Below are 19,146 nucleotides of genomic sequence, written 5' to 3' on the forward strand. Positions count from 1 at the left end.
CCGGTAGCGATTACAACAAAAGATCCGTTTCCTGTGAGGATCGTTGCTGTGAAGAAGCGTTTGCCGTCTGGTTTTTTGATTGAGGGATGTTTGATGGGCTTGGCGGCCTGGCTGTGGAGCGTGCCCACTGCTGTAGCCGACCCCTGCACCGTCAACTGTCGCTCGGGGCAGATACAGTTTACGCCGGGCGATCGCGTCACTGTGCAGGTTGTCAACGTGGGCAGTCGCCCCCTCAGCCTAGAGCAGCCGCCCCTGCTCGGTCCCCGTCTGCTTTACACGGGCAACAGCTTCGAAACCCGTCTCAACTGGGCTGGACAGCCCAAACCCTCGTTCTTCTTCTGGTCGCAAGAGCGGCTGCCCGTGCGGGTTCGTCTCAATCGTCCCAGCCCCGATATCCTGCGGGTAGAACTGTACGACGCGCCCAGTGAGCCGAGCGATCGCAGCATCACCATCGAACCCGATGGCCGGGTCTCAGTGAAATAATGGTACGGGTGTCAAGTTGCTTGAATCTTGAAAGCTCCTTGACACCCCACCGATGCGCTCACTGCAAGATCGCGCTCAGGCTGGCGCAAAGGCCAGGGCCAGCATAGCCAGAGTGAAGACCGCCGAACCGGTGATGCCGAAGGTTCGCGGCCAGTTGTAGACGATCAACTCCCGAATCACCTCAGGCTGCTTACCGCCTCGCTCCAGCCGAAAATGACGTGGAATCTCCAGCGCTACCGTAACCCAAAGCCCCAACAGACCGCAGGCCGCGTTGGCTAGGGCCAACCACAGAGGCACCGACTCGGGGCGCAGAAAGATGATCGCTAGGGGCACAAGAAAGCAGGAAAACCCCGGAATAATAACCGGCAGCGGTATGTGACTGGAATAGAACTTGTGGTAATCGACATACTCGGCTGGGCCAACTTTAGCAAAAAGAGGATAAACCACAAGCTGCGCAAACCAGATTGTGCCGAGGTTGTAACAGATCAGCACCGTGTAGAACAGTAAGAAACCGTGAGAAAAATCCATCGTATTTAGCCTTCGTAGTAAGATTGTTATTGCAAGTCAAACTGTAAAACAAACTATTCAGTGCCCCTTCAAGAGCGAACTCCTTCAAGCATCAGCAACTATATTTCTAACTGTGTGACAAGCTAGTTTTACTATTTAGTTAAACTGGCGAGAACGCCGTCATCACCATGGCTAAAGTGAAACCAGCAGAACCAGAAATACTAAGTGTCCGTGGCCAGTTATAGCGAACTAACTCTTGAATGACCTCAGGCTGCTTACCGTCCTGCTCAAGCTGAGCATGGCGCGGGATTTCTAGCGCTACCGTTACCCATAGCGCTAATAGGCTACAGGCCGCATTAGCCAAAGCAAGCATTAACGGCACGGATGCGGGGCGAAGAAAAATGAGAGCGATCGGCAAGAGCAAACAAGCAAAACCTGGAAGAATGACCGGCAGCGGTATCCGACTAGAATAAAATTTGTGGTATGCGACGTAGTCTGCAGAGCCAACCTTCGCAAACAGAGGATAAATTACAAGCTGCCCAAACCAGATGATGCCAAGGTTATAACAGACGAGCACAGTGTAAAACAGTAGAAAACTGTGGGGAAAATCCATCTCATTAGCATCCGTAATAACAAGCTTGATTGGTGCAAGTAAGGTTACTCTCCCCTGTTATGCATCGTTAAGCAGTGCAGATAGGTGAGGCGGCATTGAACGGGTGTGGACCAACTGGCCTGTAGCTAGGTAATCGAGTTCTTCAGGAGTTGAGACGCGTCCTAGCAGAGCATTGCGGTGGGGCTGTCGCCCAAACCGGGCAATCACCTCTCGATGGGCACGCGCTTGGGAGGCAGAAAATGCCAGCAATTCGCGATGCTCAGGTAGGGCCTCTTGCACCAGTTCGTTGACCAATTGAACGGCCAAATCCAATTTTTTCAACGATTCAGAATGACCTAGCGGCAGCAAGAAAAACGTCTTTTCCCAAGGTGTTATTAGGGCGGAGTAATGGCCGACGTTAATGCCTTCTAACGCGAGCAGACAGGCCTTCGCATCCTGGGCAAAGGCTTTAGCGGTGCCTTGATAGATCGCTCGAGAAAACTGGTCGAGAAGAATGATGAGCGCTAGGCGCGATCGCGGTTCCTCAGCCCAATGGTCAAGGTCACCTCGGATAGCCTGCTCGAGCAACGGCAAAAAACGCTCGTTCTCACTGGCGCTCATACCACCTCGAAACCACCACTGCCACTGGCGAACGATGGCCGCCTGACCCTGGTTAAGTTGGTCAGGAAACCAGAACTGAAGCACCGTTTCAAAAGGTTGAATAGTCACGGTTTATATTCCTTCCTGCTAATCTGCCAACGGTATATTTTGCCTAGTTCGGAGTTATCTACCTCAGCGACATACCTCATCCCTACTTTTTGCAGCACACGATTTGAGGCGTTTTCTTCGGCTAGGGTATGGGCTATAACCGTTTGCACTTCCCTTTGCGCAAAAGCATAATCAATCATTCCCTGGGCAGCCTCGGTCGCAAATCCACGATTCCAATAGTCGGCGGCGATTTCGTATCCGATTTCCACCGTCCCTGAGCGGTCGGGGGGGCCTTTAAATCCGCCATTGCCGACCAGCACGCCGCCGGCTGGCCAGATAAAGAAATATCCGCACCAGTGAGTTAGCCCTGAGTTAGCATCGGCAGTCTCATTTGCATTAGGAGAAAAGGCTTCTGAGAAATGAGGCCAATTCTTAGGTAGGGTGGTCTGTAAGAGAATTGCTAGCTCGTCTCTATTGCGCCAAAAAAGTTCTACGTGAATTGGTTTCACGGCGCGTAGCTGAAGGTTTTTAGTTTTAATCATTGATTTATTTGCTCAGAACCTTAGAATGCTGTGCCAGTCTAGACAAATGTGAATCGCGCTGATCTAACATAAGCAGCAGTTTTTGAGCATAGTCTTTGTCGAAAGCACGCTGAACAGAGGGGCGCGACTTTACGGCTTGCCTCCAGCTATCCACTTTGGGGGTCTTTGTCAATCCAAAATCAGCAATTTTGTCAAGGGCATCGAAGTAGTAAAATATGGGCGCATAAGCTGCATCTACCAATGAGAAACTCTTGCCACCGAAGTAAGGTGTGCCCAGATTTCTCTCAACCCAAGCCAGTTTACCCATCAGCTCTTGGTGCTTTTGATCAAAGGTTTCTTGTGTCGGTGCATTCAAGAAGTCATACATAACCACGAGCGTATCGGAGGCAAACTCAATCCAGGCGCGGTGCTTTGCCTTTTCAAGGGGATCCTGTGGATGCAGCGAGCCTGGCGTAGTTTCGTCCAGATATTCGCAAATAACAGACGATTCAAATAGCATTTCCGAGCCCACTTTTAGCAGAGGAACTTTCCCCAAAGGAGAAATCTCAAGAAACCAATCCGGCTTGTTCATCAAGTCGATGTGGGTTAACTGGTGGGAAATCTCTTTTTCGAGCAGTAGAATGACTGCACGCTGTACAAAAGGACAAAAGTAGTGACTAACTAGTTCTAGCGATAAGTTTTGCATGGTAGTTACGGGGCGAATTCCGCCACGATAAACGACTGGATAAAAGTTGTAACGGTTAGAACTTCTCAATCCTAAAAATCCTCACTGACTAGAAAGGACTAAATTAGTCGGTTTTCACTGCCGCATGTTGAGCCAGATTGATCATGAATTTAATGGCTGCCCCATCATTTTTTGAATTGACTCAGGCTGCATAGCTTCTTCGTACTGGAGCACAAACTCTGGCGGCATAAATTCAAACAGGGTGCGATTTTCGACCCAAAACTCAACTACGCTGAAAGGCACAACATCACCCCGAATGCGAGCCATCACCCGCCATCCCTCGCGCTGCCCAATTTGCTCAATGTGATCGGGGCTAGTGGGCACCGAAATGGCGGCATGGGAAGGCATAAACTGAGCGGGTGCAGTTTGACGAACTTTAGCTGACTCAGTATCAGCTCCTGGCATCCAAGCATCGCCTTGCTTAAACACCACAATATGGGTGCCGTAGTCGTCAAAAGGCATGACCAAAAAGCTACTGGGAACTAGAAATTTGTAGACCTTTCCCTGCCAGATCTCAGCTAAGACGCTGGCAACGCGTAGGGGCTCTTGAGCATCGATAGAAATATGGTGAATCATGGTGATTTGCTCTCCTAGTTGGGGGGGTTTAGGGGTTAGGTAATGGCTTAAAACTGTCTTTAGGGCAGGGGTGGCACATCAGTCTCTACCCCGCGATCGCCGACAAAGACTTTGAGCACGGCAAACGCTTCCGGGTTGCCGTTAAACAGCGCGTGGTTGGTCACCAGCACCGAGCCCCGATCGTCAAAGGCAAAATCTGCCGGCGCATCGTAGGCAATGGGGCTGTTGGTCGGACCTTTGAGCCGCGCTTCCTCCCGACCATCGGGGGCAAGAATCGAGATTTCGCTGGGCGACTGGAGCGCGACATAGAGCTTGCCAGACTGACCAAAGGCAATGCCGTCGGGCATTTCGCCCTGCAAATATTGGTGAAAGAGCTGGAGGTCATTCTCCGCAGGGGCATTGACGAAGGGCAGCCGGTAGATAGCACCACCTGGTGCCGAGGCGGAGGTAGTGACCGCAACATATAGCTCGGTGCCATCGGGGGTTACTTTGATGCCGTTGGGGCCAACTGGAAACGGGGCCGCCGAGCCTGCTAGGCGATCGCTCTGAAACCACGGCTCGGCCAGCCCACCACCGGGCGGAACGCGGAAAATAGTGTTCTGAAACGAGTCACTCCAGTAGAGGTAGCCGTCGGGGCCAAAGGTGATCTCGTTGGGCAGCGAACAGGGCAGGGTGGGCGGCAGTGACGGATTGCAGGCTATTTCAGGAAGAACGGGGGAGTAGATCTCCTGGCGATAGCCTTGATCCTGAGGACTCAGACGCACAATACCAAGCTGGCTGCTGACCACATAGACGCGGTGTTGACCATCAACGGCTACCCCAGCCACCCCGTGAATCTCTGACAGCCGCTCTCCCTCTAGAAAAATGGTCGTGAGGAGTTCGCTCGTGAGCCGGTGGAAGACCCGCACCTCTGAAGGGCGGCCACCGTTGTCGCCCAAGGCGGCGGGTCCGGCTACATAGATGCGGTTGCGATCGGCGACAATTCCCTCGGGGAAGGGGGGCGAGAGATCTGGCCCGGCGAATACTCTGCCGTCGCCAATATTTACCTTTTGCCGTTCATCAGTTTCGGTGTCAGTTTCAAACGGGAGGCGATCGAGCTGCCCAGATTGAGAAGCAATGCCCCCAGCCTGCTCAGGGTTGATAGACCGTTGAAAATTTTCGGAACGAAGGTTTGACATAGTAATTTCCTGCTTTTTTAGAGGTGTTAGCGGTTTTGAAGTCTGTTGTGAAAATCTCAATTCTTGACGTTGCTCAAAGCTCTACTGATCTCAACTTGTAGGGGCTTTGATCACATCAGTTGGAAAGTTTGGGCTTGAGCGTGGCCTAGACCACGACAATGTCAGCGTTATTTAGAGTGGGCGCACCGCTAAGCTTGGCCAACAGCACTTGGGCTTGACAGCCACTGCCGTCGGGGTCAAAGAATAATTCCCCCGACAGATTGTTGTAGATCAAGCGATCTTTGCCGTCGACAGCGGCAGTGCCTAAACGAAATTGCTCTGGGGAAACGGGAACGCCCGCTACCAATTGGCCGCCAAAGCCCGCCGCTCGAATTAGGATGTGATCGCCTTCGGCAGCAAAATCAGTGATCCTGTCACCTGCTTGATGTAAGCTGTCAAAGCGGAATGCATCACAACCCTCGCCACCGGTTAAAGTGTCGATTCCTTTGCCGCCAAGGAGGGTGTCGTTGCCATCTTCACCGAGCAAAATGTCATCGCCAGAATTGCCGCTGAGCCGATCGTTGCCTGCCCCGCCGCGCAGCAGGTCGTCTCCGCTTAGGCCTCGGATGCGATCGCTGCCGCCCTGGCCATCAATGATGTCGTCGGAGTCTTTGAAACCCTCAAATCTATCGTTCAAATCGCCTAGGAAGATCGTGTCAGTGTCAAAGGCGACCTGAATGTCTTCGTCAACAACCTGTAAAACCGATTCTTGGTCAAATTCTTGCTTGTAGGCCTGGATAATCTGGTCGATCGCCGCTTCGTTTTCTACGGTGTCTTCAAAGATGAGCGAAACGATTTTACTAGGCTCTTTAACCAGGGCATTTGTGCTGCTGAGGAACTGTCCATCAGCATCGTAAACCGTGAGCCCATCGGGAAATCGTGGGGTAATCTCCTGATCTAAAAACTGCTGAAACTCTGCCTCTGAGACTTCACCACCCTCGGCAATGTTGCGGCCAAAGTATAGATCAGTTTGGATTAATTCTGGAATCGGGTCATTGTCGATTAGATCTTCCGATTGTCCGAAGCCTACTTTGACAGCTTCGTTGACGACTTCTAAAACCGATTCTTGCTGGAACTGTTGCTTGTAGGCAGCAATAATTTGATCGATACTTTGCTCATTTGCCGCCGTGTCTTCAAAAATGAGCGAGACCACCTGACTGGGTTCTTGAACCAAGTTTCCAGCGTTGTCTAAGAACTGCCCATCGGCATCGTAGACCGTTAGCCCATTGGGAAATCGCGGTGTAATTTCGGTGTCGATGAAGGCTTGAAACTCGGCCTCTGAGACTTGGCCGCCCCCAGCAATGTTGCGGCCAAAGTACAGATCCTCTTGAATCAGCTCTGGAATCGGGTCATTCTCAATCAGGTCGTCGGCTTCGTCAAAGCCAACCTTGAAGCGATCGGCGTTGACAATTTCCAAGACTGATTCTTGCTGAAAATGCTGCTTATAGGCTTCGATGATCTGGTCAACTTCTGCCTGGTTTTCCAGAGTGTTCTCAAAGATGAGGGTAACCACCTGGCTGGGTTCTTGAATTAGGCTACCGGTGTTATCAAGGAACTGCCCATCGGCGTCGTAGACCGTCAACCCACTGGGAAATCGCGGTGTAATTTCAGCATCGACAAACGCCTGAAAATCGGCCTCTGAAACTTCACCACCACCGGCAATATTGCGTCCGAAAAACAAATCCTGCTGAACAAGCCCAGGGCTAATGTTATTGGCTTCCATGCCCAACAAGACTTGTTGGGTGTGGGTTTCTGCGTAAACTGTGGGGGCCATAGGAATCTTCTTTTGCCTGCGTCTAGTATTAAGTCCATCTCAATCACAGCGATGTCAGCGGGGCTCCGAGGCAGGAGCCCCGCCCTGTTAGTAGGCGATCGCCGGAACCTGATACAGATAGTCATCGCTAGTTGCCTGTTGCAGCATGAAATCTGCGACATCTGCCCGTGCGATACGCATACCCTTCGCGGGAAGCCCATCAACAACTGTGCGGTAGCGCCCTCCCCACGCACCATTGGTCAGTGCCATGGGGCGTACGACAATCCATTCTGGGGCATGCTCTCGAATCTTCTCCAGCGCCCGACGATGATCGGCCAGGGTATGGGGAATAAAGCGTTTGATTAAAAACAGGAGTACGGCTCCTGGCAAATCCTGCGCCTTTTCGCTGAGTACACCGAAATTTGAGAGAAAAATGAGTCGGCGTACCTGATGCGCTTGCATTGCTTGCACAATGTTTTGGGCACCTGCTGAATACAAGGTCGTGGGTGCTTCGGCATCAGTCCCCAATGTGCAAAACACTACATCCTGCCCTGCAATTGCCTGACTGACCGCAGCTGCGTTGAACACATCGCAAGACACAACGCGCAGTTGTTCGTGAACGATATTGACTGCTGCAGGATTCCGCACTGCCGCTGTAACGTGATGATTCTGCGCTAGGGCTTGCTCAATGAGGCAACGGCCCACGCCTCCACTCGCTCCGAAAATGACAATGTTCATCTCTCAATCTCCGCTTAAACTACGACAATGTCGGCGTTGCTAATCGTCGGCGCACCGCCCAGCGTGGCCAGCAGCACCTGGGCATGGCTACCGTTGCCATCGCGGTCAAAGAACAGCTCGCCGGAGGTGTTGTTGTAGATGAATCGATCGCTGCCATCAGCGGCAGCAGCACCCAGCACAAACTGACTGGCTGAGATCGCGGCACCGGCATTTAACCCGCCGCCAAAGCCCGCCGCCCGAATCAGGATTTGGTCGTCAGCGGCGACAAAGTCAGTAATCGTGTCACCCGCCTGATCTAGGTGGTCAAAGCGGAAGGAGTCGCTACCCTCGTTCCCCGTTAGGATGTCTGCACCCTTGCCGCCGAGCAGGTTATCGTTCCCCAACCCGCCGAGCAGGGTGTCGCTGTTGACGCTGCCGACGATGTTGTCGTGGCCTGCGCCCCCCTCGATGGTGAGCTGAATGCGGTTAAGGTCCAGGTGGTCGGCTTTGATTTGGTCGTTGCCGTCGCCGCCGGACACCAGCAGGCGATCGCTGGCATCGGCCCGGAAGATTGAAACGTCGGCGGTTAGCCCAGAGACCACTACATTGTGACCTGAGGTAGCGATGCGAATGGCATCGTGACGGGCTGAACCGGCGATGTTGATGGTGTCGATTTCGCCATCGCCTCCAGTGGTACCCGAAATGCCTAAATTCAAGTTAATTTGCTCAATATCGGTGCCGGTCAGGTCATTGATATTGATGGTGTCGGCGCCCCCCAAAGCTCGGAAGTCTACCTGCTCCAGGTTGTTGGTATCCATCACCACGGCACCAACATTGCGCAGAAAGGTAAACCGCTCGCCATTAGCTAGCATGTCAATGATTTCATTGGCATTGGCGCCGTTAAAGAGCATCGTGTCATAGCCGGCACTGCCGTCGATGGTGTCATTTCCCTCGCCAGGGTTCCAGAGAAAAGCATCGTTGCCCGACCCTAAGAACGCCCTATCGTTGCCGCGCTTGCCATCGACAAAGTCGTTGCCGTCGCCGCCCAGCAGCGTGTCGTCTGCAGCACCGCCCAGCAGCAGGTCATTGCCTTTGCCGCCATCCAGCAAAAGCTGCATGGCCCCCGCTGGAGAACTGGTGGGGTCAGCCAGGAGATTGGTGGCGTCGATCGTGTCGTTGCCGTCTAGGCCATTTACTACCAGCAAGTCTTGCCCTAGGTCGGCCCCCAAAACCTTGACCTCGGCCCCCAGCCCCGACACCGTAGCGCTGTTGCCAATGCCGCTGATGTTGAGCACATCGTTGCGGTGAGAGGCATTGAGGGTAGTGAGATCGGGTGCGCCATCGCCGGTGGTTGAGCCCGAGGCCGCTAGATTGACTTCGACGGCCTGCAAACCGGCCCCGGTCAGGTCGTCAATGGTGACTTGATCGAACCCCGACAACGGGTTGATGACGAGGCGATCGCGATCGCCATCGCCGCCCACAATGTCAACCTGAGCGGCGAGGCCTTTGACAGTGGTTTTGCCCGCACCCCCGCTGACTTTGATCGCATCGCCATTGCCCGAGCCATTGAGAATGATGGTGTCGATCGCTCCATCGCCAGCCGTTGAGCCAGCGGCGGCCAAGTTGAGATTGATCTGCTTGACGTCGGTGCCGGTTAGGTCGTTGATGGTGATATTGTCGACTCCACCCAGGGCGTTAAAGTCGACCTGCTCCAGGTCGTTCGTATCCATCACTACGTTGGCTATGTCGCGAAAAAAGCGCAACCGCTCGCCCACCGCAGACATGTCAACCTGTTCAGCGACATTGGCACCGTTAAAGAGCATGGTGTCGTAGCCGTTGCCGCCTTCGATGGTGTCGTTGTCTTCGCCGGGGTTCCAGCCAAAGAGGTCGTTGCCATCACCAAGAAAGGCCAGGTCGTCACCGTCGTCACCGAAGACTGAGTCATTGCCTGCACCAGCCAGCAGCGTGTCGTTGCCGCCCAAGCTAGCGATCAGGTCGTCCCCGTCTAAGCCAAAAATTGTGTCGATATCTTCGGTGCCGAGCAAATTGCCCAGGCCAGAGGTGCCAAAGTCGCTGTCGTTGCTGCCAGTAATAAGCGCCATGATCAAATTTCCTTTTGGTGTAATAAGTTGGGTGTGCAGGGCGTGGGATGTTGCTTTGCGATCGCCGTTCCCCGCTCAAAGACAACGGTGAAACTATCCCAAGGGGAACAGCCCTTAAGGTTTGGTGGTCTTCCAATGGAAGACGCTAAGTGCTAGGTGGGTTTCGCAGTCGCCAACTAAGGGCAACTTTGCTAAACCTAAAAATTCATAAGCTATGCGATCGAGCTAATTTCTCACGCTCCCGCGTTGGCAGCGGCCATAGACATTGCAAAGGCTCTACCTGCTGCCCGATATTTTTCAACATCCTTTGGGGTCGCCGGTTGGCAATCGGCGGTATCGCCATATAACGTGCTGAACTCTCGATGCCAACCAGCAAATTCGAGCACGATACCGTCCGGGTCTTGAAAATAAATCGAACTCACAAAGGTTTGGTCATTGACCTGATCTGAGGCCTGCATCGGCGAGTTATCGTGGTGAATTACCGGACTAACCTGCACACCCTTTTCGATCAGTTTTTGTCGATAGGCCTCGATGTTCTCCGCCGGCACGTTAAAGGCGAAATGATTCATTGATCCATGTGATGAGACTAGGGAAGCTGGATCGCCAAAATCAACTGCCATATCAAGACTGCCGCGAGGATTTGAAAGGCCGGGTTGGCGATCGGCTGCTTCGGAGAACCAAAAGAAGGCAATGCACTCGCCTTCACCCATGTCGAAGAAGAAGTGCTGCCCAAGACCGGCTGGCAGGTCAAAGGCTTTGACAAGCTTCATACCGAGCACGTTGGTGTAAAAAACAACTGTGCGTTCCATGTCTTTGCAAACCAGGGCGACATGGTTTAGACCCATAATTTTGAATTCAGAATTTGTGTTCTGCATCAGATAGTTCTCCTGCATAGTTGGGGCTGTACTGTGCTGTTCGGAATGTCGTTGATAGCAAGTTCTTTGCAATATCTGTTCTGAACCTGGGCATTCAGGTTTGAGTGGAGCAGTGTCCCCAGAAAGGTGCGGGGACACTACTTAAGGCATGAGTCATCTACAAAACCACAACCTAGTAAGCGAGCGCGAACCCTAGATGTTCCCGCCTCAGCTCATCAGAACTGACGGCACTTTTTTCCAGGTTTTCCTGTTGCAGCTGCTCGAAATCAACCGCGTTGGATTTCTCCAGGTTCTCGAGACGCAGGCGCTCGAAGTCAACAGCACTTTTTTCGAGGTTTTCCTGGCGCAGCTGCTTGAAATCAATCACGTTGGATTTCTCTAGGTTCTCGCGACGGACGCTGTCAAAGTCAATGGCACTTTTCTCGAGGTTTTCCTGGCGTAACCGATCGAAGTTAACCGCGTTAGATTTCTCCAGATTCTCGCGACGAGTGCGATCGAAGTTAACAGCATCTTTGTCGAGGTTTTCCTGGCGCAGCTGATCGAAGTCAACCGCGCTAGATTTCTCCAGGTTCTCGCGACGAGTGCGGTCAAAATCAACAGCACTTTTCTCGAGGTTTTCCTGGCGCAGCTGGTCGAAGTTAACCGCATAGGCTGCGGGAGCAATCGCGATCGCAGCAACGGAGGCAGCTAGTATAGATAGTGCAAAGCGTTTCATAAATTTGGCTCCTTGGGGGCTAAATAAATCAGTTCAGGTGTAGCTATCGAACTGAGTCATCTATCAGGTTGGTTCCACCCTAAAGGTCGAGGCGTTACTAAACCGTTCCAGAGCGTTCCAGCAGCGTTCTGTCAGACTGGCTAGGGGTAAACAGCAGTGAATACAAGGCGTTATCGCCGTCACTAGTTCAGTCAAAACATTGCAAAATATAAACGTTCGAACATTTGAACGTTTTCAAAGATGCCTAATGTCCCAAATAACGGGGCGACGGCTATAGCTGTGAAGTTGATCTATTGCAGCAGGGTTTGATAAATCCGCTGAGTGTCAGCGCTGGGGTCGAGGCCCAACTCATCCTGCAAGACCTGCATGCACTGGTGATAGATCTGAATGGCCGTGGCGCGATCGCCGTTCTGGCGGTGGAGCTGCATCAGCGCTTGGTAGGTCGATTCGCGCAGGGGGTCGGTTTGCAGCAGCATCTGGCCGTAGCGAATGGCTTGAGGGTACTGCTGCTGCTGCTGAAGTACAGCAATGAGCCGATCTAGCGCCTCTAGGTAGCGCTGGTGGAGGCGTTCTCGGGCCTGCGCTAGCCACTCGTAATCTAGCTGGGGCAGCAGGGCACCGCTGTAGTGGGCGATCGCCGTTTCTAGGTCGTGCTGCTGATTAGCCCTATCTTCGGCTGGGGCAGCCTCGGCGCGGTCTAGGGCAGCTTCAAAGGCGGCCACGTCGAGACTAAAGCTAGACCCTGATTTCCACTGCACCAGCTGAGCCTCAATGTGCAAAAACGAGTCTGGCTCAGGCAGCGCCTGCCGCAGGTTGTAGAGATCTTTGCGCAGGGCCGTGCGGGCCTGAGCTTCACCGAGATCTGGGTAGAGACAGTAAGCCATCTGCTGGCGTCGGTGGGGGCTCTGGGGGTGAAGCACCAGGTAAGCCAATAGGGCCTGCGATCGCTCGCTAGTGACGGCCACGACCTCGCCGCTATAGCGAAGGCTGAAGCCGTCAAAAAGCTGTATTTGTAGACCGGTTACCGGAACTGAGATTGGGGCGCTCCCACCCACCTCTGATCGCCTCGGGGTCAAGGACGCGCCGATGATTGAGGACTCAGCAACCGGTCCTCTCCATCCCAGGGTAGGGTCGTAGCCGGTGAGGTGGCTAGGAAAGCTGGCGGTTTCCCATAGTGAGTCGGCAGCGGGTTGGCCTGAAGCAGCAGGCGGCGCAGGCGGTAGCTCAGGGGGCGAGGCATAGTCAACGGCCCCTAATTCCTTCAGCACCGCCAGCTGACCGGCAGTGAGCCCCTGGACTCCGGTAATTACCATGCCTTCGTAGGGGCGCTCGGGCTGGAGCGATCGCACCTCCTCACCAGTGGCGCAGCGCCAGAGTTTGATCATGCCGTCGTTGCTGCTGCTGGCCAGGGTTTGCCCATCGGCGCTAAAAGCTACGGCCTGCACCTGGTTAGTGTGGCCGCCCAGGACGCGCAGTACCGATCCGGTCTCAATGTCCCAAAGTCTGATGGTAGAGTCGCCGCTGGCGCTGGCCAGAATTGGCTCAACTGGGCTAAACACGACCGATTGCACCTGACTGCGGTGGCCCCTAAAGACCTGCAACAGTTCACCGCTGGCGCTATCCCACAGGCGAATGGTCTGGTCGGCACCACCGCTGGCCAACCATCGGCCGTTGGGGTGCCAGGCGACGGTGAGCAGCCACTTGTCGTGGCCCTGCAACAGCCGTAGTTGCTCGCCGGTTTCGGTATGCCAAAGCCGCAGGGTTTCGTCATCGCCGCCACTGGCTAGCAGGGGCTGCACCGGGTTCCAGGCCACCGATCGCACCTTGTTTGTATGGCCGCTTAACACCCGCAGGCACTGACCAGTGGCTACCTGCCACAGCCGAATGGTGCAGTCGGCACTGCCGCTGGCCAGCCACTGACTGGTGGGGTCCCAGGCGAGGGAACGCACCGAGTCGGTATGGCCCCGCAAGATTTGGCTGGTTCTTTCCCGCGGAGACTGGGCGATCGCTCCTTGCCACAGGCGAATCGTTTTGTCGGTGCTGCTACTAGCCAGGGTGCCGCCATCGGGGCTGAACTGAGCGGCGCGCACCCAGAGACTGTGACCCGACAGGGTCGCCAGGGTTTCCCCGGTCTGCCAGTTCCAGAGGCGCACTAGGCCGTCTAGGCTACCACTTACTAACCAAGGCTGGTGGGGATGAAAAGCGACCGCAAAGATCTGGTTGGTGAACCCCCGCAGGGTTTTAAGGCAGTGACCGGTTTGCACGTCCCAAAATTTCAGGGTTTGGTCATCTCCCCCACTGGCCAACTGCGGCTGGTTAAAGGCCACGGCCCACACCCAGTCGTGGTGGTCGCGCAGGGTTCGCAGCGCGTTGCCCGATGGGATCTCCCACAGTTTGATGGTCTGATCAGCGCTGCTGCTAGCCAACAGCTGGCCGTCGGCGCTAAAGTCTACGGCGAGAACGGGTTGACTGTGGCCATACAGGGTGAGAAGGCCGGTTTGGGTAGCCACATCCCACAGCCGAATTGTTTTATCGGAGCTGCCGCTGGCCAGGGTTTTGCTATCCCCATGCCAGGCCAGCGTCCAGATGCGATCGCGATGGCCCTCCAGAGTGCCCAAGCAGCTGCCCGTGGCGGCATCCCAAAGTTTCACCGTGCAGTCAGAGCTGCCGCTGGCTAGGTAGGTGCCGTCTGGGCTATAGGCCACGGCGCGCACCGGAGCGCTGTGGCCCACAAGGGTCGCCACGGCGTTGCCAGTGTGGGTATCCCACAGTTTGAGGGTGCCGTCGTGGCTACCGCTGGCCAGCTGCCCCTGGGGATGAAAGGCGATCGCCTGCACATAGTTGGTGTGGCCCGAGAGGGTCAGCATCGCCTGGCCCGTGGTGATGTCCCACAGGTGAATCATGGCATCGTCGCCGCCGCTGGCCAGGGTGCGCCCATCGGGGCTAAAGGCCACCGCCTTGGCCCAGTCGGTGTGCCCCTGTACGGTGAGAAGCAGCTGATAGTCGGCCAGTCGCCACACCCGTAGCCCACCGTTGCTGTCTCCAGCCGCCAGTAGGGTGCGGTCTGGGCTATAGGCTATAGATAAAATGCTGCTAAAGGTCTGACTAAAGACCGTGTGAATAAAATGGGCCTGGGTAAAATTGACCCGGTGCAGCTTGGCCTTAGGTAGACAGGCGTGGCGCAGGCTGAGGTGAGAAAAATCGTAGCCGGCCAAGTCAAGGCCAAGCTGAGCACAGAGATTGATCAGGTTGCCGCCCCCATAGCCCGGCATCTGTGTTTCGCGGCCGCGCACACTCTCCAGCAGCAGCAGAATTTGCTGCTCTAAAGCCGATTCAGAGCTAAAGGTTTGGCTCAGCTGACGGGCGATCGGCTGCAATATCAACCGCCTCTGACTGTCGCGCAGGTAGTCATTGACGGTGGTTTTGAGCAGGGCATGGCGCAGAAACAGAACTGGCTCGACGCTAGCCAACTCGTGGGAAATCTGCTCAATTAGCTGGTCGCTCACGTACTCCATCACCACGGGCTGCTGACTGTAGCGCCCCGACTGAGTCTCAATCAGGCTTCTCCAGCGCAGTGACTCTAGAACTTCTAGCACCTGTGGGCGAGAGGCCGGGGGCTGAATATCGGCAACCAGCTCTGAAATCGAAGTCCAATCGCGGTTGATGGCCAGCCAGTACATAACCGTTCGCTCTAGCTCAGACAGCCGCCGAAACTGCTGATCGAGCAGGCGCTGCAACCCGTTAAAAATAACGGTCTCTTCGGCTAGAAACTCGGCAATGTCTCCGTCGAACAGGCTCTGTATCGAGGTAGCGACAATTTTTAAGGCCAGGGGGCTGTTGCCGTAGCGGTGGGTCAGCTGACGCTTTTCGGCGTCTGAGCCGGTTAGCCCTTTGGCCTCACACAGGGCAAGGGCCGCTTCTAGGGAGCCTGTCAGCAGGTGCGATCGCACCGGCAACTCGTTACCGGCCAACATCCCCACCACAGCGGGTTGCTCTCGACTGGTCAGTACCACACAGCTTTGGTGGCGGGTTTCTGCCACAAGCTGCAGCAGGTCGCCATAGTCTTCGTAGCCATCGCGAAAATAGCCCGCTCGTTCCCCCTCGTGCAACAGGGTTTCCATGTTGTCGAGCAGCAGCAGACACCGGGTCTGACGCAGCCAGTAGAGCAGCTGTTTTAGCGTGCCTCGGGTATCGTGCTGGTCAGAGACAAACCCCACCAAATCTTCGAGCAGTTCATCGAGTCTGGGGGCGTGGCGTAGCGATCGCCAAATAATTCTCTCAAAGGGTGCCTGGGGTAGGTCTACTAGGGTTTCGACCAGCTTGGCCGTCAGCGTAGTTTTGCCGATGCCGCCCATGCCCAATACCGCGACCAGGCGACAGCCATCGTCAACTACCCATCGCGACAGGGTGGCGATCTCCACCTCACGACCGAAGAAAACCGAGACATCTGGAGCCTCGCCCCAGTCGATGGCGGGTCTCGAACTTAGAGGACTTTTCACTACGCGGCCCTGGGATTGGGTAGCGATCGCTGTATCCGTAGCCCAGTTCTGCGATCGCCCGATCAAGACTCATGGAGATCGTTAGACCTGCGCCTACTGCAATTATATAAGTGGAGCGAGAACCCGAGACTGCCCTGCCCCGCCCCCCAGCGCTGGCTAGCTGGCCAAAGATTCTGGCTGGCGCGGAGGCTCGGTGTCACTGCCCAGCTAGCGGCCTAGCCCTATCCCCAGCCCGTCAACACCAGCTTGCCAATCGTCCGCCCCGACTCGATTTGGGCGTGGGCCTGGCGCAGGTTGGCGGCATTGATCGGCGAGAGCGTTTGCCCCAAGGAGGTGCGAATTGTCTTGGCATCGATCAGCGCTGCAACCTCGTCGAGCAGGTGGCCCTGGTCGGCCATGTCGGCGGTTTGGTACATCGAGCGGGTAAACATAAACTCCCAGGCGAAGGTGACGCTTTTGCTCTTCAGCAGGTTGAGGTCTAGCGGGTCGGTGTTTTCGACAATGCCAACGATTTTGCCCTGGGGGCGAATCAACTCGGCCATCACGCCCCAGTAGGCGTCGGTATTGCTGAAGTTGGCAATGAAATCGACCTCACGGTGACCGAGCTGGGCCATTTCTTCGATCAGCGCATCGCTGTAGTCGACGCTGTGGTCAGCCCCTAGCCCTCTCACCCAGGCCTGCGACTGGGGTCGCGACGCGGTAGCAATCACCACCAACCCGGCCAGTTTAGCTAGCTGAATGGCGATCGACCCCACCCCCCCGGCCCCGCCAATGATCAAAATCGACTGGCCCTGGTTTCCCCCATCGCGATCAATGCCCAGGCGGGTAAACAGGGCTTCCCAGGCGGTGATAGTGGTCAGGGGCAGAGCGGCGGCCTCAGCGAAGGAGAGGGTCTGGGGCATAGCCCCGACAATGCGCTCATCCACCAGCTGAAACTCGGCATTGGAGCCGGGGCGGGTGATATCTCCGGCATAGTAGACCGCATCGCCGGGCTTGAAGCGCGTCACCGCATCGCCGACGCTTTCCACCACCCCGGCAGCATCGTAGCCCAGCACCTTAGGATTATCTTCGACTTTGTCTTTGGGAGCGCGCACCTTGGCGTCTACTGGGTTGACAGAGACGGCCTCTACGCGAACCAGCAGATCATGGCCGGTGGGGCTGGGCTTAGGCAGTCTGGCGTCGAAGAGCGATTCTGGGTCGCCAATGGGCAAATAGTGGGTGAGGGCAACAGCTTTCATAGAGAATTGAGCGCTCGCTGCGCGCAGATGCAGAGCAAAGGGTCCGTCCCTAGGATAAGCCGGTTTTTAGGGGACTAAGGTTTGGAGGCCGCCAGTCATCGGCTGGAATAGTGATTCGCAAAGCCTCTCCGTTGGCACAGGCGCTCTAGAGCAAAACTAACTAGACTGAGCTTGAAAGGGCGGAAAAGGGCGATCGCCCTATCTCCTAAGGCTGATTTACCGAATCTTTTGGGAAATAAGCCCAAAAAGGGGGAACAATAGCCCGGTGCTGATGGTCTCGTAACCAAAAGCGCAGCGTTTCTCCCATAGGTTCCCGTGCATTTACCACTTGGCTCGGCTAAACATCAAACCCCATTCCCAGGGTTTTGCGAATAATTTGCCCCAAGCTGTTGGTTCTACCGGAGATGCTTCGGTAGAGCAACCCGTTTCTATAGCGCTGCCTCTGACTCGCTCTAGCTAGTTTTGGGGCCATTTTGCTATGGATAACGCCCATTTCTATTGTCCTTCTATTGACTCTGTTAACACCCCGCTTTTCTAGGAATCACTGAGTATGAGCACCGTACTGAATCTATCTGCCAAGACCACTGCCTTCGTGGCCCTGGGTTCTGTAGCGTTTATGGGGTTGGCGCTGCCTGCCACCGCCCAAACCGCCGAGTTTACTGATGTTGGTTCGGGCTACTGGGCGCGGCCCTTTATTGAGACCCTTGCCGCTGAGCAAATCATCGCCGGGTTCCCCGACGGCACCTTTCGCCCCGACCAGCCGGTGACCCGCGCCCAGTTTGCCGCCATTGTGCGCAATGCCTTCGACCAGCCCCTCGATCGCACCGCGCCTCGCTTCAGCGATGTCTCTAGCAACTACTGGGCTAGCGCTGCGATCGCAGACGCCTACGGTCAGGGCTTTCTCTCGGGCTATCCCAACGGCGCTTTCCAGCCTGAGCAGCAAATTCCTCGGGTGCAGGCCCTAGTTGCTCTGGCCAACGGCCTCGACTACAGCCCTCGGGGCTCTGTCAACGAAGTGTTGGGTGTCTACCGCGATCGCGGTCAAATTCCTAGCTATGGCGAAGGGCCAGTGGCGGCTGCCACCGAAAACCGACTGGTGGTCAACTACCCCAACGTAGACACCCTGCAGCCCCAGCGCACCGCTACCCGAGCTGATGTGGCGGCCTTTATCTACCAGGCACTAGTAGCCCAGGGCCGCGTGCCCGCGCTGCAAGCTGGGCAAAACGCCAACAGCTATATCGTGGGAGTCGGCACCGGCACTGGCACTGGCACCGGCACCGGTACTGGTACCGGCACTGGAACTTCCACCAGCTCGCCCCGCCTAGTACCCAGCGGCACTGAGCTAGCAGTGCGCTACCCCAACAGCAGCGCCGATGTGGATATTGTGGTAGCCCCTGGCCAAACCGTTGCCACTAGCCTGCAAACTACCGAGCCGATTCGCAATAGCCAGGGTCAGGTGCTGGTTCCTGCGGGCAGCACCATTGTGGGCCGCATCGTGCCGGTAGAAATTCGTGGTTCCTCAATCACAGCGGCTAAGTTTGTCGCCGACAACCTCACGATCAACGGCCGCACCTACAGCCTCAACGCCGAGTCCAGCGCGATCGCTGCCACCAACAGCGTCAGCGGCGGCACCCTGCAAGGGGCGCTAATTACCGGTGCAGCCGAGTCGATTTTGGGTAGGATTACTGGCAATAGCGGCCTGGGCAGCGTGGTTGGGGCCGTCATCAACGGCGACAACCAGGTCACCTCTAACAGCGCAGTAGTGGTCATTAGCCCCAGCGATCTCGACCTCACCCTGCGCTCTGACCTGACGGTAGACGCGATCGCCAACTAATAGGCTTGAAAGCCTATTAGTTGTTGGCTCAGTAGATTACAAAGTCCCCGCAGCCCACCCTGCG

The 19,146-nt window shown here is 55.6% G+C and carries 16 protein-coding genes; 2 read left to right on the top strand and 14 right to left on the bottom strand.

The window, feature by feature from the left end; translation table 11 throughout:
* The first annotated feature begins 48 nt into the window (after positions 1-48).
* A complete protein-coding gene (locus H6F59_RS15375; RefSeq protein ID WP_190701680.1) occupies positions 49-483 on the top strand; it encodes a hypothetical protein in 435 nt (144 codons plus the stop codon).
* Between the two features lie 75 nt (positions 484-558).
* Here the strand turns inward: H6F59_RS15375 and H6F59_RS15380 are convergent, their stop codons facing one another.
* The 14 genes from H6F59_RS15380 to H6F59_RS15445 form a co-directional block, all read right to left on the bottom strand.
* The gene (locus H6F59_RS15380; RefSeq protein ID WP_190701683.1) at positions 559-1,011 is read right to left on the bottom strand and encodes a hypothetical protein; all 453 of its coding nucleotides are present in this window, start codon (positions 1,009-1,011) and stop codon (positions 559-561) included.
* A 139-nt stretch (positions 1,012-1,150) separates the two neighbouring features.
* The gene (locus H6F59_RS15385; protein ID WP_190701686.1) at positions 1,151-1,603 is read right to left on the bottom strand and encodes a hypothetical protein; all 453 of its coding nucleotides are present in this window, start codon (positions 1,601-1,603) and stop codon (positions 1,151-1,153) included.
* Positions 1,604-1,660: 57 nt separating this feature from the next.
* Positions 1,661-2,311 carry a DUF924 family protein gene (locus H6F59_RS15390; RefSeq protein ID WP_190701688.1) on the bottom strand — a complete coding sequence of 217 codons (651 nt, stop codon included), beginning with the start codon at positions 2,309-2,311 and terminating at the stop codon, positions 1,661-1,663.
* Entirely contained in the window at positions 2,308-2,832 is a 525-nt protein-coding gene (locus tag H6F59_RS15395) for a GNAT family N-acetyltransferase (protein ID WP_190701692.1), read from the bottom strand. The genes H6F59_RS15390 and H6F59_RS15395 overlap by 4 nt, the downstream gene beginning before the upstream one ends.
* 4 nt (positions 2,833-2,836) lie before the next feature.
* Complete coding sequence (locus tag H6F59_RS15400) at positions 2,837-3,517, bottom strand: glutathione S-transferase family protein (RefSeq protein WP_190701696.1); 681 nt, start codon at positions 3,515-3,517, stop codon at positions 2,837-2,839.
* Between the two features lie 141 nt (positions 3,518-3,658).
* Positions 3,659-4,132 carry a hypothetical protein gene (locus H6F59_RS15405; RefSeq protein ID WP_190701699.1) on the bottom strand — a complete coding sequence of 158 codons (474 nt, stop codon included), beginning with the start codon at positions 4,130-4,132 and terminating at the stop codon, positions 3,659-3,661.
* 59 nt (positions 4,133-4,191) lie between these two features.
* A complete protein-coding gene (locus H6F59_RS15410; protein ID WP_190701703.1) occupies positions 4,192-5,310 on the bottom strand; it encodes an SMP-30/gluconolactonase/LRE family protein in 1,119 nt (372 codons plus the stop codon).
* 145 nt (positions 5,311-5,455) lie between these two features.
* Entirely contained in the window at positions 5,456-7,123 is a 1,668-nt protein-coding gene (locus H6F59_RS15415; protein WP_190701708.1) for a DUF3574 domain-containing protein, read from the bottom strand.
* Positions 7,124-7,210: 87 nt separating this feature from the next.
* Complete coding sequence (locus H6F59_RS15420) at positions 7,211-7,840, bottom strand: NAD(P)-dependent oxidoreductase (protein ID WP_190701711.1); 630 nt, start codon at positions 7,838-7,840, stop codon at positions 7,211-7,213.
* A gap of 14 nt (positions 7,841-7,854) precedes the next feature.
* Positions 7,855-9,921: a calcium-binding protein gene (locus H6F59_RS15425; protein ID WP_190701714.1), complete on the bottom strand. Its 2,067-nt coding sequence runs from the start codon at positions 9,919-9,921 to the stop codon at positions 7,855-7,857.
* Between the two features lie 233 nt (positions 9,922-10,154).
* On the bottom strand, positions 10,155-10,796 hold the full coding sequence (locus H6F59_RS15430) for a VOC family protein (protein ID WP_190701717.1): 642 nt from the start codon (positions 10,794-10,796) through the stop codon (positions 10,155-10,157).
* A 172-nt stretch (positions 10,797-10,968) separates the two neighbouring features.
* A complete protein-coding gene (locus H6F59_RS15435; protein ID WP_190701721.1) occupies positions 10,969-11,511 on the bottom strand; it encodes a hypothetical protein in 543 nt (180 codons plus the stop codon).
* Positions 11,512-11,801: 290 nt separating this feature from the next.
* Positions 11,802-16,010, bottom strand: a complete 4,209-nt coding sequence (locus H6F59_RS15440; RefSeq protein WP_190701743.1) for a BTAD domain-containing putative transcriptional regulator — start codon at positions 16,008-16,010, stop codon at positions 11,802-11,804.
* A gap of 221 nt (positions 16,011-16,231) precedes the next feature.
* A complete protein-coding gene (locus tag H6F59_RS15445; protein WP_190701746.1) occupies positions 16,232-17,248 on the bottom strand; it encodes a zinc-binding alcohol dehydrogenase family protein in 1,017 nt (338 codons plus the stop codon).
* A gap of 550 nt (positions 17,249-17,798) precedes the next feature.
* Here H6F59_RS15445 and H6F59_RS15450 point away from each other — a divergent pair.
* A complete protein-coding gene (locus H6F59_RS15450) occupies positions 17,799-19,082 on the top strand; it encodes an S-layer homology domain-containing protein (protein ID WP_190701749.1) in 1,284 nt (427 codons plus the stop codon).
* Positions 19,083-19,146 lie beyond the last annotated feature (64 nt).

It is taken from the genome of Nodosilinea sp. FACHB-141, from assembly GCF_014696135.1.
Lineage (GTDB): Bacteria > Cyanobacteriota > Cyanobacteriia > Phormidesmidales > Phormidesmidaceae > Nodosilinea.

Coding starts and splice junctions, on each gene's coding strand:
- H6F59_RS15380 (WP_190701683.1), bottom strand. CDS start 1,011: ATGGATTTTTCTCACGGTTTCTTACTGTTCTACACGGTGCTGATCTGT.
- H6F59_RS15385 (WP_190701686.1), bottom strand. CDS start 1,603: ATGGATTTTCCCCACAGTTTTCTACTGTTTTACACTGTGCTCGTCTGT.
- H6F59_RS15395 (WP_190701692.1), bottom strand. CDS start 2,832: ATGATTAAAACTAAAAACCTTCAGCTACGCGCCGTGAAACCAATTCAC.
- H6F59_RS15400 (WP_190701696.1), bottom strand. CDS start 3,517: ATGCAAAACTTATCGCTAGAACTAGTTAGTCACTACTTTTGTCCTTTT.
- H6F59_RS15405 (WP_190701699.1), bottom strand. CDS start 4,132: ATGATTCACCATATTTCTATCGATGCTCAAGAGCCCCTACGCGTTGCC.
- H6F59_RS15410 (WP_190701703.1), bottom strand. CDS start 5,310: ATGTCAAACCTTCGTTCCGAAAATTTTCAACGGTCTATCAACCCTGAG.
- H6F59_RS15415 (WP_190701708.1), bottom strand. CDS start 7,123: ATGGCCCCCACAGTTTACGCAGAAACCCACACCCAACAAGTCTTGTTG.
- H6F59_RS15420 (WP_190701711.1), bottom strand. CDS start 7,840: ATGAACATTGTCATTTTCGGAGCGAGTGGAGGCGTGGGCCGTTGCCTC.
- H6F59_RS15425 (WP_190701714.1), bottom strand. CDS start 9,921: ATGGCGCTTATTACTGGCAGCAACGACAGCGACTTTGGCACCTCTGGC.
- H6F59_RS15430 (WP_190701717.1), bottom strand. CDS start 10,796: ATGCAGAACACAAATTCTGAATTCAAAATTATGGGTCTAAACCATGTC.
- H6F59_RS15435 (WP_190701721.1), bottom strand. CDS start 11,511: ATGAAACGCTTTGCACTATCTATACTAGCTGCCTCCGTTGCTGCGATC.
- H6F59_RS15445 (WP_190701746.1), bottom strand. CDS start 17,248: ATGAAAGCTGTTGCCCTCACCCACTATTTGCCCATTGGCGACCCAGAA.
- H6F59_RS15450 (WP_190701749.1), top strand. CDS start 17,799: ATGAGCACCGTACTGAATCTATCTGCCAAGACCACTGCCTTCGTGGCC.